The organism is Bradyrhizobium sp. 190 (assembly GCF_023073415.1).
GTDB lineage: Bacteria > Pseudomonadota > Alphaproteobacteria > Rhizobiales > Xanthobacteraceae > Bradyrhizobium.
Genome location: NZ_JADPJL010000016.1, coordinates 1 through 13,733, shown reverse-complemented (window position 1 = coordinate 13,733; position 13,733 = coordinate 1). Strand labels below are relative to the sequence as shown.

At 60.1% G+C, this 13,733-nt stretch carries 12 protein-coding genes and 4 pseudogenes; 5 read left to right on the top strand and 11 right to left on the bottom strand.

What is annotated here, in order from left to right; all coding sequences use genetic code 11:
• The first annotated feature begins 17 nt into the window (after positions 1 to 17).
• The 4 genes and pseudogenes from IVB22_RS14420 to IVB22_RS14405 all read left to right on the top strand — a co-directional run.
• Positions 18 to 572, top strand: coding sequence for a peroxiredoxin (locus IVB22_RS14420; RefSeq protein WP_247513689.1), 555 nt, complete (start codon positions 18 to 20; stop codon positions 570 to 572).
• Between the two features lie 6 nt (positions 573 to 578).
• Positions 579 to 1,124 carry a carboxymuconolactone decarboxylase family protein gene (locus IVB22_RS14415; protein WP_247518003.1) on the top strand — a complete coding sequence of 182 codons (546 nt, stop codon included), beginning with the start codon at positions 579 to 581 and terminating at the stop codon, positions 1,122 to 1,124.
• 382 nt (positions 1,125 to 1,506) lie between these two features.
• Positions 1,507 to 1,647, top strand: a complete 141-nt coding sequence (locus tag IVB22_RS14410; RefSeq protein ID WP_247518002.1) for a chorismate-binding protein — start codon at positions 1,507 to 1,509, stop codon at positions 1,645 to 1,647.
• 499 nt (positions 1,648 to 2,146) lie between these two features.
• Positions 2,147 to 2,257, top strand: a pseudogene (locus tag IVB22_RS14405) (carboxymuconolactone decarboxylase family protein); the annotation flags it as partial.
• 54 nt (positions 2,258 to 2,311) lie between these two features.
• Here IVB22_RS14405 and IVB22_RS14400 read toward each other — a convergent pair.
• A complete protein-coding gene (locus tag IVB22_RS14400) occupies positions 2,312 to 3,595 on the bottom strand; it encodes a type II toxin-antitoxin system HipA family toxin (RefSeq protein ID WP_247518001.1) in 1,284 nt (427 codons plus the stop codon).
• The gene (locus IVB22_RS14395) at positions 3,592 to 3,885 is read right to left on the bottom strand and encodes a type II toxin-antitoxin system Y4mF family antitoxin (RefSeq protein WP_247518000.1); all 294 of its coding nucleotides are present in this window, start codon (positions 3,883 to 3,885) and stop codon (positions 3,592 to 3,594) included. The genes IVB22_RS14400 and IVB22_RS14395 overlap by 4 nt, the downstream gene beginning before the upstream one ends.
• A gap of 37 nt (positions 3,886 to 3,922) precedes the next feature.
• Between IVB22_RS14395 and IVB22_RS41905 the strand changes: the two genes are divergently transcribed.
• On the top strand, positions 3,923 to 4,027 hold the full coding sequence (locus IVB22_RS41905; protein ID WP_374207530.1) for a fibronectin type II domain-containing protein: 105 nt from the start codon (positions 3,923 to 3,925) through the stop codon (positions 4,025 to 4,027).
• A 260-nt stretch (positions 4,028 to 4,287) separates the two neighbouring features.
• Here IVB22_RS41905 and IVB22_RS14390 read toward each other — a convergent pair whose 3' ends face one another.
• From IVB22_RS14390 to IVB22_RS14350, 9 genes and pseudogenes are all read right to left on the bottom strand, one after another.
• Positions 4,288 to 4,584: a ferredoxin family protein gene (locus tag IVB22_RS14390; RefSeq protein WP_247517999.1), complete on the bottom strand. Its 297-nt coding sequence runs from the start codon at positions 4,582 to 4,584 to the stop codon at positions 4,288 to 4,290.
• Between the two features lie 37 nt (positions 4,585 to 4,621).
• Positions 4,622 to 5,929, bottom strand: coding sequence for an FAD-dependent oxidoreductase (locus IVB22_RS14385; protein WP_247517998.1), 1,308 nt, complete (start codon positions 5,927 to 5,929; stop codon positions 4,622 to 4,624).
• A gap of 25 nt (positions 5,930 to 5,954) precedes the next feature.
• Positions 5,955 to 7,064, bottom strand: a complete 1,110-nt coding sequence (locus tag IVB22_RS14380) for an electron transfer flavoprotein subunit alpha/FixB family protein (RefSeq protein WP_247513651.1) — start codon at positions 7,062 to 7,064, stop codon at positions 5,955 to 5,957.
• Between the two features lie 18 nt (positions 7,065 to 7,082).
• A pseudogene (locus tag IVB22_RS14375) lies at positions 7,083 to 7,854 on the bottom strand (nitrogen fixation protein FixA).
• A 528-nt stretch (positions 7,855 to 8,382) separates the two neighbouring features.
• Positions 8,383 to 8,724, bottom strand: coding sequence for a nitrogenase stabilizing/protective protein NifW (gene nifW / locus IVB22_RS14370; protein WP_247517997.1), 342 nt, complete (start codon positions 8,722 to 8,724; stop codon positions 8,383 to 8,385).
• 787 nt (positions 8,725 to 9,511) lie between these two features.
• A pseudogene (gene nifV, locus IVB22_RS14365) lies at positions 9,512 to 10,697 on the bottom strand (homocitrate synthase).
• A 91-nt stretch (positions 10,698 to 10,788) separates the two neighbouring features.
• Entirely contained in the window at positions 10,789 to 11,607 is an 819-nt protein-coding gene (locus IVB22_RS14360) for a nitrogen fixation protein NifQ (RefSeq protein ID WP_308200399.1), read from the bottom strand.
• A gap of 163 nt (positions 11,608 to 11,770) precedes the next feature.
• Positions 11,771 to 12,655 (bottom strand): nitrogenase iron protein, encoded by an 885-nt coding sequence (gene nifH, locus IVB22_RS14355; RefSeq protein WP_247517996.1) that lies wholly within the window; start codon positions 12,653 to 12,655, stop codon positions 11,771 to 11,773.
• Between the two features lie 455 nt (positions 12,656 to 13,110).
• Positions 13,111 to 13,660: pseudogene (locus tag IVB22_RS14350) on the bottom strand (DDE-type integrase/transposase/recombinase); the annotation flags it as partial.
• Between the last annotated feature and the right edge of the window lie 73 nt (positions 13,661 to 13,733).

Below are 13,733 nucleotides of genomic sequence, written 5' to 3'. Positions count from 1 at the left end.
AACCTTGTGAGGACAATATGCTTGGAATAGGAAGTAAGTTGCCGTCGTTCGAAATCACAGGCGTGAAGCCCGGCTTTCACCTGCAGTACGAGGAGGGGCAGAGCGCATTCGAGACGTTGACTGAAGATAGCTTCTCCGGAAAATGGAAAATCATCTTCTTTTACCCAAAAGATTTCACCTTCGTCTGCCCGACCGAGATCGCCGAGTTCGCGCGCCTGTCCAGCGATTTCGCCGATCGTGATGCAGTCGTGCTGGGTGGCTCGACCGACAACGAGTTCTGCAAGCTCGCCTGGCGGCGCGAGCACAAGGATCTGCATCATCTGCCGATCTGGCAATTTGCCGACACCAATGGCGCGCTGGTCGATGGCCTGGGTGTGCGATCACCTGACGGCGTCGCCTATCGCTATACATTCATCGTCGATCCCGACAACACCATCCAGCACGTTTATGCGACCAACCTGAATGTCGGCCGCAGCCCGAAGGACACGCTGCGAGTATTGGACGCGCTGCAGACCGACGAGCTGTGCCCCTGCAACCGCGAGATCGGCGGCGAAACTCTGAAAGTAGCCTGAGGTATCATGTCTATCGAGCAATTAAAGGACCAGATTCCAGATTTCGCCAAGGACGTCAGACTCAATCTGGCGTCGATGGTGGCTGATGAGACGTTGTCACCGCAGAGCAAATACGGGCTATTGCTGGCGACCGCGATCGCGACCCGCGCCCCGGTAGTGATCGCCGCAATGGAATCCGCGGCGGCTGCCGTGATGACGCCGGCGGCGGTTGCGGCTGCGAAATCCGCAGCTTGCGTGATGGCGATGAACAACGTCTATTACCGTTTCGTTCACCTCGCTTCCAATCCGGAATACAAGAGCATGCCGGCGCGGTTGCGCATGAACGTGATCGCCAATCCTGGGGTTGACAAGGCCGATTTCGAGCTGTGGTCGCTGGCGGTTTCCGCCATCAATGGCTGCGGTGCCTGCGTGGATGCCCATGAGAAGGCGCTGCAGGAAGCCGGCGTCGGTTCCGCCGCGATCCAGACTGCGGTGCGCCTTGCCGCGATCGTGCAATCGGTTGCGGTTGCGATCGAGGCGGCCGGGCACGGCGTGGTCCAGGCGGAGGAGTGATGCATCCGCCCTCTTGTTGTGGGAGAGGGTCAGGGTTAGAGCGATATCTACGAACCTGAGTTCGCGGAGGGGCCCGAGCTTTGCTCTGATTTCGGCCTCTCCGCGCAAGCGGATCGAGGCGACCTGCCAGGCGTTCCGCTGATTGCAAGGAAGACTAACGCCGCGCTGAGTCCCAGTCTGGCCCGACAAGGACCGTGACGCGAACACTCTGATCGTCAAGCTGATGCGTACCAATGTGGCACGCGTTTGCACTCGGCACTCGGTCGTGTTCCAGCGATCACGAATTCTATGCCTCACCGCACAAACGTCGATCTCAGAAGTTGCAGGAGATTGAGAGCCGCCACCCTACCCTTTCCGGGGCGGCTGCATTACGGCACCAAAAGTGCTGCGGTTCGAAATTATCGCCGAGATCGAGCGTGTGACGCGAGAGGTCTATTGCGGGCCGATCGGTTTCAACGGGCACATCGACACGAAGATTGCGATCCGCACCGCAACGATGGACGATGACCTGCCGAGTTCATGAGACGGCAGGATAAGGGCGGTGTCGAAACCAGAGACCGAATACGGGAAACGCTCGCCAAAGGCACAACAATCTTCGACGCATTTCGTGCTGTAATACCTAGTGCATCTGCGTCATCGAAAGCTACCACCACTTTTTCGTCTTCAACATTGTTCGATTTTTCCGTAAGCTTGGTAGAGCAACGCAAGTTACCCAAACGACATGGTCAGAGACCGGATGCGATCAACCTAAGTTGGCCAGATCTGAGCTCAGCAGCAGAATAGGACCAGTCCAACAAAAGCGAGATTGACAAACAAGCCGATCAAGGCCCATGCGCGGATGGCCACGGGCGAGAGTCCCTCATCATCGCGCGAAGTCGAAATCCATAGTGACTGCATCTGCGTCACCCTCCAAGAGCCCTCGCGGTACTACAATCGCATTCACAAACAGCATCTCTAGTCGTTGTATGGGATGCCGCGACCACATTTCGGCTTCCATGCGCCGCATCGTCACCGGCGATCTCGGCGCGGACAGGGCCGATTCGAGTTATGGGTCGCTGGCAGTAAGTGCCATCAACGGCAGCGGCGCCTGCATGGACGCCCATGAGAAGACGTTGCGGGAAGCCGGCGTTGGTTCCGCCGGCGGATACCGGACCGATGATGATCATGCCGGATCAACTTGCCGAACTCTAGCCGCCCCTCAGAAGACGTTCGCAATCTCGCGCTCTTGTGCTCAATGCCTTGGCCAACCGTCCGATGACGGCATTGTCTAATCCTTCCTCTAGCGCTCGCGCGCGAATGTCAGTCACGAGGTCGGGAATCTGCTCAGCCATTGAGATCAGACTGGCAATAAGTTCGTCCGTATCAATGCGCGTTTCGCGGGCAAACTTTTGCCACTGGCGCAAGCCGATTAAGTCCAGCTTGTATTCACCTCCAACTTTCATTGCGAGCTTGATCTTCCGAATGTCCACATCGTCGTAGGGAAGAATGCTGGCGACATCGTAGAGCGGCGCAAGACGTACATGGGGACCGCCCGCCAGAAGCAACGAGTAGTTCTTGGCGTGCGCATCAGGCCCCCCGATGAGCCAATTAAAGCCGAGGGCGCTAACGAAGGTCTGAACGTCGGCCGCGCGGTCGGTCGAGTTGGTACGCAGGATGTCGATCACATTGGCTGGCGTCGGTCCACCTTCGTTCTGATATTTCTTCGTCGGCGGGATGCCCATTGCTTGGCAGACATCTTCCTGGTGGATCCGGATGATGTCGTTTCCGCTGAGTTGCCGATCATAGCGCTCGACCACAATGGCAACTTCGTTTTCAAACCGCATCACTTTGGTGTCTGCGACCGGGAGGCCCAGATTGCGCGCGAGCAATAGGCAAACGTGCTCATTTTCGGCGTGTCCGTCGAAATGGCCTGTCGGCGGTTTCAGGATATGCGTGGTCGGAACGCGCCCAGACGGAATACCCCATTGGCCCTTTTTCAAAAGAAGAGCCGTTTTCGGCTGGGCGCCCGCGAGACTGAATTGGCCGGTGTCCCGCGGCAAACGCCAGGCAGCGTGATCCTCTCGCAAGGCCTGGAGCCGTTTGGCGATTTCCGGCGGGCCGAGCCATTCGATCTTGTCGTTTTCGCCTGTTCTCAAGGCTTCCAACCGATCGGGCGTGACGAACTGGATCGCACCGGCGCAATCCACCCCTACGTGAGAGATGAGGGCAAAGGCGTTGCGGGCGGAGACCTGGAATTTCTTGGCCCAACGATCAAGCACACGCTCATTGTCGGGCAGAAGTCCCCACAGGAAGGCCTGAACGGACGCGGGACCATGTTGCTCGGCGGCAAGCGGCATCGAGAGTGATAGGGGATAAGCTCCCTGCGTGCCGCGCCAGTTGCTGTCATAGATAAAGGTCAGCCGGCCGCGCGCATCGCTGCGCACGCGGCCAACTTCTTTGCCATCCAAGAGCACGACAAGTTCGTTCGTCATGCTTTGCCCTTTTTGGCTTTGGCGACGATGGCGTTGATATCGACGGCGGATGGTGCCGAGACGCGACTAGTACTAGTACTGGACTCGCTGCTTGCATCCAAAAGGATGCCAAGAGCGTCAAGGGCGCGGAGCACGAGAGCCAATTCGGCGCGCGGGTGACCATGCTCGATATCGATCACCCATTGACGGCTGACGCCAATGCGTTTGGCCAGTGTCGACTGATCGAGCTTGAGACGCTTGCGTCTGTCGCGAATAACGGCGCCTAGGTCGGCAGGTGTGCGTATGAGCATGGGGGATCCAAATGTCAGCGTTCGCCTACAATAGCAGATGTCACCGTTCGCTTACAATAAGAAAAGTTACCGTTCGGCGACATCTGCGAATGTCGTCGATCGCCGACATTATTGTAAAATGACCATCTTTTCAATAACATAGGTGCGACTTCGCACGGCTCCTCGGAAGAAAAGCTCGCGAGCCTAAGCTGGATCAGGCCGCCTCATTCGGCGGTTTCCCCGTTTGGTGATGTCCGTGAGAAGTATCCGCCGAATTACAGCGATGAGTTCGCGGAGAGTCCCCCCTCACCAGAGTTCGAGCTTTGCTCCAATCTCAGTCTCGCAAGCGGTGCGAGGCGAAACTGTATCCGCCGCGAGATCGTCTCAATCCATGGCGAGCACACGCCGCCTGTCGTACAGCCTTCACCCAAACTTGAATAACACCCCATATCCCCCACGCGGGTAGCTCCATTCGATGTCACCGGTGGGCTCTCCGATAACGCGGCAGGTGCCGCACTCGATGCACCCGTCGACGGTGATCTCGACCTGGCCCTTGTCGTTGAGCTCATAGCAGCGCGCGGGGCAAGCTTTCAAAAGCGCAAGTAGCTGCGGCGATGGCTCGGTGTGCGAGCGTACCTTGATGTGGGGACGACCAACGTCGACAAGATATCGGTTGTAGAACAACTTATCCTCAACGCGAACGGAGGGCTCGACAGTCATGTTTCAGCTCCTTGGGTTCGGCATCGAATTTGGCTGATCAGCGCCAGGCGCGAGCGAGGCGGAATGCATCGCCGAATAAACCTATCCAGGACCGCGCATTAACGAAGGATTTCAACGTCACCTTCTCTTTCTCAGTCTTTGGCGTGCCGTCGACGCGCACAAAGTTCTGCATCGCCCTGGAGACGAGCTGCGGATAGGTGAGAAAAAAGTTTTGCGAATTGGTGTGCATCAGCGTCGGCATATCCTTGTATTTCTTCAGATCCTTGATCACGAAGGAGTCGTCCAGCATCCTCTTGTAGAGCGCGAGATTCTCAGCGCTCATGGGAGCCCGGCGCGACCGCACCTGCGAGATTGCTTCGGCCGCGATGCGGCCCGAGGTCATCGCGAGGTTAGAGCCCTCGCGATGAATGGCATTGTTGAGCTGCGCCGCATCGCCCACCACCACCCAGCCCTCACCATAAAGCTGCGGGATCGCCTTGTAGCCGCCCTCAGGGATCAGATGCGCGGAATATTCCTTCACCTCGGAACCCTTGATCAGCCGCCCCACGGACGGATGCCGCTTGAAGCGATCGAGCAGTCCATAGGGCGTCTCGCCCGTGCGCTGGAAGTCGGCGACGAGACAGCCGATGCCGAGCGAGATGCACTCCTTGTTAGCATAGATGAAGCCCATCCCAGTCATGCCGCGGGAAATGGTGCCGACCGCCTCGATCACGACGCCCTCGTCGCCTTCAAGATTGAACCGTTCCTCGATGGTCTCGCGCGGCAAGAAGTGCATTTCCTTCACCGCGAGTGCCACCTTATCAGGCTTGGGACGCTCGCGCAGACCCGCACGCGTGCCGAGCAGGCCGTTGACGCCCTCGGCCAGCACCACGACATCCGCATGGACTTCGCCGTCGCCGCGATCCGTGCGCACCCCGACGACCTTGCCATTGGCATCCTGCGCGAGCTCGGTCACCGTGGTCTCGCACAGCACCGTCGCGCCGGCCTCGCGTACCTTCGAGGAGAACCATTTGTCAAACTGCGCGCGGATGATGGTGTAGCGGTTCGGCCGCTGCTCATTGAACTCGTCGGAGCAGTAGTGCAGGCCGACATGGGAGCGATCGTCCATCATCCAGAACCGCTGCTCGACCAGATGGCGCTCGAGCGGCGCGTCCTCGCGAAAGTCCGGGATTAGCTTTTCCAGCATGTCGGCATAGAGGATCGCGCCCTGCACGTTCTTCGATCCCGAATATTCGCCGCGCTCGAGCTGCAGCACCTTCATGCCCCGCTTGGCCATGGCCAGCGCCGCGGCATTGCCCGCCATGCCCGCGCCGACCACGATGGCGTCGAAACGTTCTTCGATCATGAGCCTCTCCTTCTCACTAGTGGCGCTAGCTCGCAATGCGGTCGCGCGAATGCGGCGACAGCCGTGCACGAAATGCGGCCGTCAGCGCCGGCAGCAGATGAATCGCATCGGTCACGATGCCGATATGGGCGAAGTCGAAAATCGGAGCGTTCTTGTCAGTGTTGATGGCGACAATCAGGTCCGCGCCCTCGACGCCGACGCGGTGCTGGATCGCACCGGAAATGCCGGCAGCGATGTAGAGCTTTGGCCGTATGGTCTTGCCGGTTTGTCCGATCTGCCGGTCGGAGGCGACCCAGCCCTTCTGTACCAGTGGTCGCGAGCAGCCAAATTCGGCTCCAATCATGGCGGCGAGCTGTCGCACCAACTGAAAATTCTCGAGCGATCCCAGGCCCAAGCCGCCGGCGACAACGACATCGGCATAAGCGAGGTTGGATTTTGCGGAATCCCGGTCCGGGATGAACGATAGGACCTTGGTGACGATTTCGTCTTCGACGAGGGCAAGCGGATGAATGATGATACGGGCGGCATCGCGTGCGACGCGCTCGGGCATCGGCATGACGCGTGGGCGAACGGTTGCCATTTGCGGCCGGTAATTCAAGGTGTAGATCGTGCAAAGTAGCGTGCCACCAAAGGTCGGACGCGTGGCCGCAAGCGAACCATCCGCGTCGACGTCGAGTCCGGTGCAGTCGGCGGTGAGACCCGTCAGTAGCGTTGTCGCGACCGAGCCCGCGAGATCGCGACCGAGCGTGGTGGCGCCCAACAGCAGGATCTCGGGCTTATAGGTGTTGACGAGATCGGTCAGCGCCTTGGTATACGACTCGTTGCGATACTCCGATAGCACATTGTCGGCCACGAGATATACAAGATCAGCGCCGTAGCAGAAGGATTCGAGGGCGGCGCTGCGCGTCGCCTCGCCCTCCGGGCCGATTACAACCGCGGCGAGATCGACTTTCAGCTTGTCGGCGAGCTTGCGGCCCGTACCTAAGAGTTCCCAGGAGACGGGATGCACCTGACCGCGCTCCTGCTCGATGAAGACCCAGATATGCTTGTAGGCCTTGAAGTGCTCCGGCAATTCTTTCTTCGCTGCTGCGCGGCCGCCGGCGGCAGGCGTGGGACCTTTGATGACGCTACTCATGGCTCAAACTCCTCACAATCAGCGCACCAGCACCGCAAGATAGGCTTCGGATTTCGGTTTGCGCTCGAAGATGCGTTCGATCAGCGGCTCCGCCGGCTCCTTGGCAGCTTCCACTAGCACCGCCTTGGCGGCGCGCGGCGAGGCGCAAAGACCCACTTGATGATGGTCGGTGAGCCGCGCAGGCACCGTTCGAGACGTCCTCGAAGCCGGCTTGCTGCGCGCTCGATTTCACCACCGGCGCCCGTGCCGCGCACGGGGGGCGACCATCGAGGCCGCCGCAAATCTGGTTCGTCAATTCCAGCCTAGTGATCAGGCAGGGCAGGTTTGTGTGCACCCCCTGCACGCCGCCTTCGGCGCGCGGCTCCGCGTCGACGGGGCGGGAGGTGAGCTCGAGTCCGGCGATTTTGGCGACATAGGTGAGCTGCAACAGACCGAGCCGCCTAGCCATGTCAGGCCCTACCTGAGCGGTGTGGCCGTCGATGATCTGTTTGCCGGTGAAGATGATATCGGGCGTGCTAAACCAATCACCGATTTTCCGGATCGCGGTCGCGAACGCGTAAGTCGTGGCAAGCGTGTCGGCGCCGGCAAAGAAGTGGTCGGTCAGCAGCACTGGACGATCGGCACCGAAGGTGCGCCTTGCGCAGGGAGTTCTCAGTCGATGGCGGCCCCATTGTGAGCATGATGATCTCGTCGCCAAATCGGTCACGCTATTCGAGCGCGGCTTCCATCGCGAACAGGTCGTAGGGGTTGATGATGGTCGGCCCTCTTGGCGCATGGGGGTGTTGGTCACGGGGTGCACGCGGACCTCCGCAGAGTCCGGGATCTCCTTGACGCAAACGATACTGCTCCAGAGGTACCGTGGACGCGCGAGTTACCCATTGGCGGCCATCTCCCGCTCAATCCCGGTCTCAATGGCGTTAAAGGCAATTTCTAACGGCATTATCGCGAACGTGACCCACAAGATCATCCCGGCGCGAGTAGCGAGCATTAACAACAACATCATTGGTCTTGCTCCGAATCTCATCTCGGACAGCCGATAATTCGGTCAACTCGGCGTCAATGGCGGACTTAGTCGGAGAACAGCAAGTGTTGTACCAGTTGCGGCGCCATCGAAAACTTGGTGTGAAACCAATGCGTTGCGAGAAGTTGATAAACTGACTGTCGAAATCGCCTGCAGTTCAAGTCCGACATAGTCGGGAATGCGACAACGCCACTTCGCGCGTTGCTGCATGGAGTTGATCTCCATTAAGAGCAAGACGGGTTAACGCGCCGATCCGACATGGTTAGTTGCTAACCGTCACTGAAGTGATGCGCGGGGTTACTTCAGCGCACTCAATGGCACGAAGGCCGCCGGCTTCTTGGGCTCCGCGACCGCATCCTGCAACACCTTGAACACCCGCTGTTCGATCGGTGATGATGCTACGAAATCGGCATAGGCCTGCTCCAGTACCGCCTTGCACCGCGCCGTCACCTCTGCCTCCGCGGCACCGGCGAATTGTTCCTTGGCGAGATATTGCCCCATGCGCCTTAAGATATGCAGGCGCGCGACGTTGACGATTTTGGGGTCGTAGTCGACGCCGAGAAGGGCAAAAAAATCCTCCGCCGAGCAGGCCTTGTTGAGTTGATAGAGGATGCCGGCAGCCGATTGTGTGTCGCTCATCGAATATCTCCCTGGGTTAGGTCGCCGACCCCTGCTCGGGACCCGGAATAGGCTGGTCGCCTCGCGGCAGCCCCGCCTCGCGCAGGCGACGCTGCGTATGGCCAATCGCGCCTCCAGAAACTCGAAATGGGTCGAACAGGACGGCGATCGCGTCGCCGGAAACAGCATCAGATGACGGTCGAGGTCGAAATCGCCGATAAAGCAGCGATGGCTCCGCTGCGACCGCACGCGCGTGCCGGGATGCCGACCACGGTGACGTCGGACGGCTCTCGATGATAAGTGAATTGTCGCTCGGATGCGCGCGTCGCATCCGACCTTGATCGGACCCATGGTCTTTTGTGCTGGCGTCGACCATCACGCAGTCCTCTAGGGTAGGCTGGCGCTTACACCGCGACCAAGACACGCCACCAAGGCTGATGCGGTAATAGAGCATTAAATTCCTAGCCACTTCGGCACTCGCCGATCACGACACAGGCGTCACGTCGATGAAGAAGAGGTCGACGGTCGCGCCAGGATGGATGTCGGTATGAGCCAGGAAGCGGCCGAACCGGAACAACAGCCGCTCCGGAATTCGCCAGCCGGCTGTCCAGAGAGGGCTCGTGGTGCAACAGCAGATCACGGTAAGGATGAGCGCGATAGGTCAGCAACTTCGCGAGCTGATTGTGCGCCGAGCGACCGCGCAGAGACACACAACCAATGTCACCGCGAATCAGCGCGCGCAGCGAGCGCTTTCGCCCTGGAGAGATAGCTGCAACTGGATCGGTGGTAACGATGCTGGACATGGCCCTCACGCGCAGTCGGTCAACGATCGTTCGCAGACGTCGCGCCAGATCGCCACCACGGTCTCGCGCGGCACCGGCCCCTTGTGCTCGACGGCATGTTGGCGCACCCGCGACAAGATCCGCCTCGCCTCCTCTGCGTTGATGGCGAGCTGCAACTCCTTAAACAGCGAGGTGATTGCCGAAAGTCCGGAATGCTTGCCGATCACGATGCGGTTGGAGCGGCCGAGCAATTGCGGGTCGAGCGACTGATAGGTGCGTTGATCCTTCAACAAGCCATCGACATGAATGCCGGATTCATGAGTGAACACATGCCCACCCACGATCGCCTTGTTCAGAGGAATCGCACATGTAGCCGCGGCTGCGACGACTACGGCTACCTTCTCGAGCTCCGGCAGCACGATGCCGGTTTCGCGCCCGTAGAGCTGTTTGAGCGCGACCGTGACTTCCTCCAGCGGCGCATTTCCCGCCCGCTCGCCCAGTCCGATTACAGTCACCGAGGCGTGGCTCGCGCCGCCCTTGATGGCGGCACGCGTATTTGCGGTCGCGAGCCCAAGATCGTCATGGCCGTGAAATTCGAGGTCGAGATCGGTTGTCGCGCGCAGACGCCCGATCAGTGCGAAGGCGGAGTCGGGATCGAGCACGCTGAGCGTATCGGCAATGCGGAAGCGCCGCGCGCCGGCGGCCTTTGCAGTTGCGATCAGCGTGATGAGGAAGTTGACGTCGGCGCGGGAGGAGTCCTCGCCACCGACAGCGACCTCAAGCTCCTGCTCGCGGGCATAACCGACCACCCGCTTCACCTGCTCCAGTGCCAGCTCGCGGTCACCGCCAAGCTTGGCGGCAATCTGCACGTCAGAGGCCGGGATCGACACATTGACCATGGACAGCTTGGCCTCGATCGCTGCGTCGATATCGGCTTCACGCATCCGGCACCAGCCAATGGTAGTGAGCGGCAGGTCGGCTTCGACAATGGCGCGGATGGCGGCGATCTCCACTGCTCATGGCGGGTGTCCCCGCCTCGATCTCAGTGACTCCGGCCCGTGCCAGCGCCTGCGCGATCGCTACCTTTTCGGCCGTGGTAAAGGCGACGCCCGGGGCCTGCTCGCCATCGCGCAGCGTCGTGTCGGTGAGCACGATCGGCTTGGTCCGAGCCGTGTCGGACCATGGAGATTTCGCAGCGGCGGCGGCGGTCATGGGGGCTCCTTGTTGCTCTTGCCAAAGAAGGTTTCAGCAACCCGCATGCCAAGTCAGCATTCGACTTAATTCACTGAGAAAGCGCCAATTTTCACGGCAGCCCGGCTGTTGCAAACGCGACAGCGTCGCAAAACCGACGGGCCAGCCCGCCAAAATCGGCCTCAGCCGCGTCCACCTGTACGTCGTCGCCCCCCCCAGGACCGGCGCGGTTTTCGACAGGAAGGCTCGCCAACAGACGATCCGTTCGGCGCGCCTCAGCTAGGGCATCCGCCGGCAACAGAGCGTCTCGTCGCCGCTCTGCCATCCGGCTCTCGCCGCTCTCATCGCCAAAGCAGAGGTTGAAGTCGTTACATTGCGTGCACACCGGCGTCGTGCACATCACGAGGCCATCGTCCTTGCATAGGGTTCGATAGAAGAAGCGCTTCCAGCGCATATTGTTGATATTGCGCGCGGCGAGCGGCGCGAAATGACGGCTTAACAGGCGGGAGATTTCGTCACGATCGCGTAATTCGAGATCTTCCCATAAGTGATTTGGCTCGAGGGCGCGACGCGCGATCATTGCAGCCAGCCAGCGGCCGGTCTCCCCCTCGGTCGATCGTTGCGCGAGCAGGAGATCACGCAACGTAGCGACCTCATCGTTCCCATCGCGTTTGAAATGCAACAGCTGCTGCTCGGCATTGATCCGAATCGACGGAAAGTGCTGCTCCAGCAATGCCGCCAGCTCTTCGCTGGACAGGCCGGCCTTGTCGGAAATCCACCCGCGCTCCATCGCCGCGGCGGCCAGAATGGACGCAAGCACGTGGCGATCGAAATCGGTGTCGCTATTGAAGTCGGCCTTTGCGGGATGGCAGCCTGTAAGCAGCTGATAGGTCGCAATTGCGGTATGTGGCTCGCCACTCTCGTCAGGCACTCTGGTGATACTCATCGGAACCATTGTACTTCGAACATCGCTTTACGAATCCACTACGGTCAAGCATGCTTCGGCGAATCCGGTGCTGGCGCCAAATCTTCGCCAGAACGCCGGCCTCCCAGAGCCAAGATCGAGGAGGCCGGCATTCATTCGCGCGCTCTCTTTACGAGGCGGCGAGTTCGGCGGCGGTCTTGCCGACGATGGACTCGTCGACCGGTTTCATGACGCCGTGCTCCATCAACATGTCCTCGAGCTCGTCCATGGAGATCGGGGTCGGGATGATGCCCTTGCCCCCATTGTTGTGTATCCTAGTCGCGAGATTGCGATAGTGATCGGCCTGCTGGGAGTCCGACGCATATTCCAGCACGGTCATGCGGCGCAGTTCCGCGTGCTGCACGACGTTGTCGCGCGGCACGAAATAGATCAGCTGGGTGCCGAGCTTCTTGGCCAGCGCCTCCGCCAGCTCAAGCTCCTTGTCGGTCTGCCGCTCGTTGCAGATCAGGCCGCCGAGCCGCACGCCGCCGGAGTTGGCATATTTCAGGATGCCTTTGGAGATGTTGTTGGCGGCATACATTGCCATCATCTCACCGGACATCACAATGTAGATCTCCTGCGCCTTGTTCTCGCGGATGGGCATCGCAAAGCCGCCGCAGACGACGTCGCCGAGCACGTCGTAGGAGACGTAGTCGATGTCCTCATAGGCGCCATTCTCTTCCAGGAAGTTGATCGAGGTGATGACGCCGCGGCCGGCGCACCCCACACCCGGCTCCGGGCCACCCGACTCCACACAGCGGATGTCCTTGTAGCCGACCCTCATCACGTCCTCGATTTCGAGGTCCTCGACGCTGCCGGCGTTCGCCGCCAGGCTCAGAATAGTGTCCTGGGCCTTGGCGTGCAGGATCAGACGGGTCGAGTCTGCCTTGGGATCGCAGCCGACGATCAGGATCTTGTGGCCCATCTCGGCCAGCGCCGCCAGCGTGTTCTGTGAGGTGGTCGACTTGCCGATGCCACCCTTGCCGTAGAATGCGATTTGTCTCAGTGAAGCCATGTTGCTCTCCATCAACCGATTGCCAAAGATTGCGCGATTTGCGCGCGAGCTTGTTTCTCCTTAGAAACAGGGCACACGGGTTCAGGGAAGGAGAGCATCGCTAGTCTTTGCGCGTCGGCGTGCACTCAGCCCTCAGTCAGTGTTGCGGCAACCTACTAGCAACCGCCATGCCAGCGCTGTTCTTGCTGTTTAAGCTTCTGATTTCGCTTTCAAAAACATAGCCCAGCTTCAGGCGACAGCTGTTTTGAAGGTGACAGCAGCTCTGCCGTTGTCAGTAAGCGAACAACGATTACAGCGCTCCAACCGGCAGGAGACTCGCCGTAGGCCATTTCGGTACGCCCGTGTGCGGAAGGAAACTTGCTAACCGACTTAAGCCGCAGGCCGCGGGCCACAAGGTGATTGCCAAGGATCTCGTGGAGGAGCCGTGGTGCGTGAGGCGCTGCGCCGCTTCTTCGGCGAGCCAAGGCATCCTCCAGCGTCTCGACGCAGAAGACTGCTTCCATGGTGATCGACGCCGCCACGACAGAACACGACGTGTTGCCCAGTCCAGCACCACGGCGAGATAGACGAAGCCACTCGCCGTCGGGATGTAGGTGATGTCCATCGCCCAGACTTGGTTCGGGGTCGCGTGATCTCAATGCCGCGCAGCAGGTATGGATCTTGTGGCCGGGCTCGGGTCTGGTGGTGCGCGGACGGCGATAGAGCGCCTCTATCCCATCCGCCGCATCGGTGTCTTCACATGCCGGCGGCCGATCTTGCACCCCTCGGCAGCCAGCAGGCCTCTCAGCATTTGCTGAACCGGCGAAGGGAAACTCCAGATGCAGCCGGTCGAGACGCCGCATGATCGCGAGCTCGGCGTCCGGCACCGGCCGCGGCAGGTAATAAACGCTGCCGCGGGCTGATCTGCAAAACTCCCACCTGCCTGGTGATCGACAGATCATGCTCGCGGTCGATCATCGCTTTGCGCTCAGCAATCTCACCTTGGTGAGCGCTCCTTCTAAAAAACTATGCGCGGCGCTGCGCTCCCCCTGTGGCATAGAAACGGGCCGGCGCTAGATTGCCGACCGGAAGGGAGCGG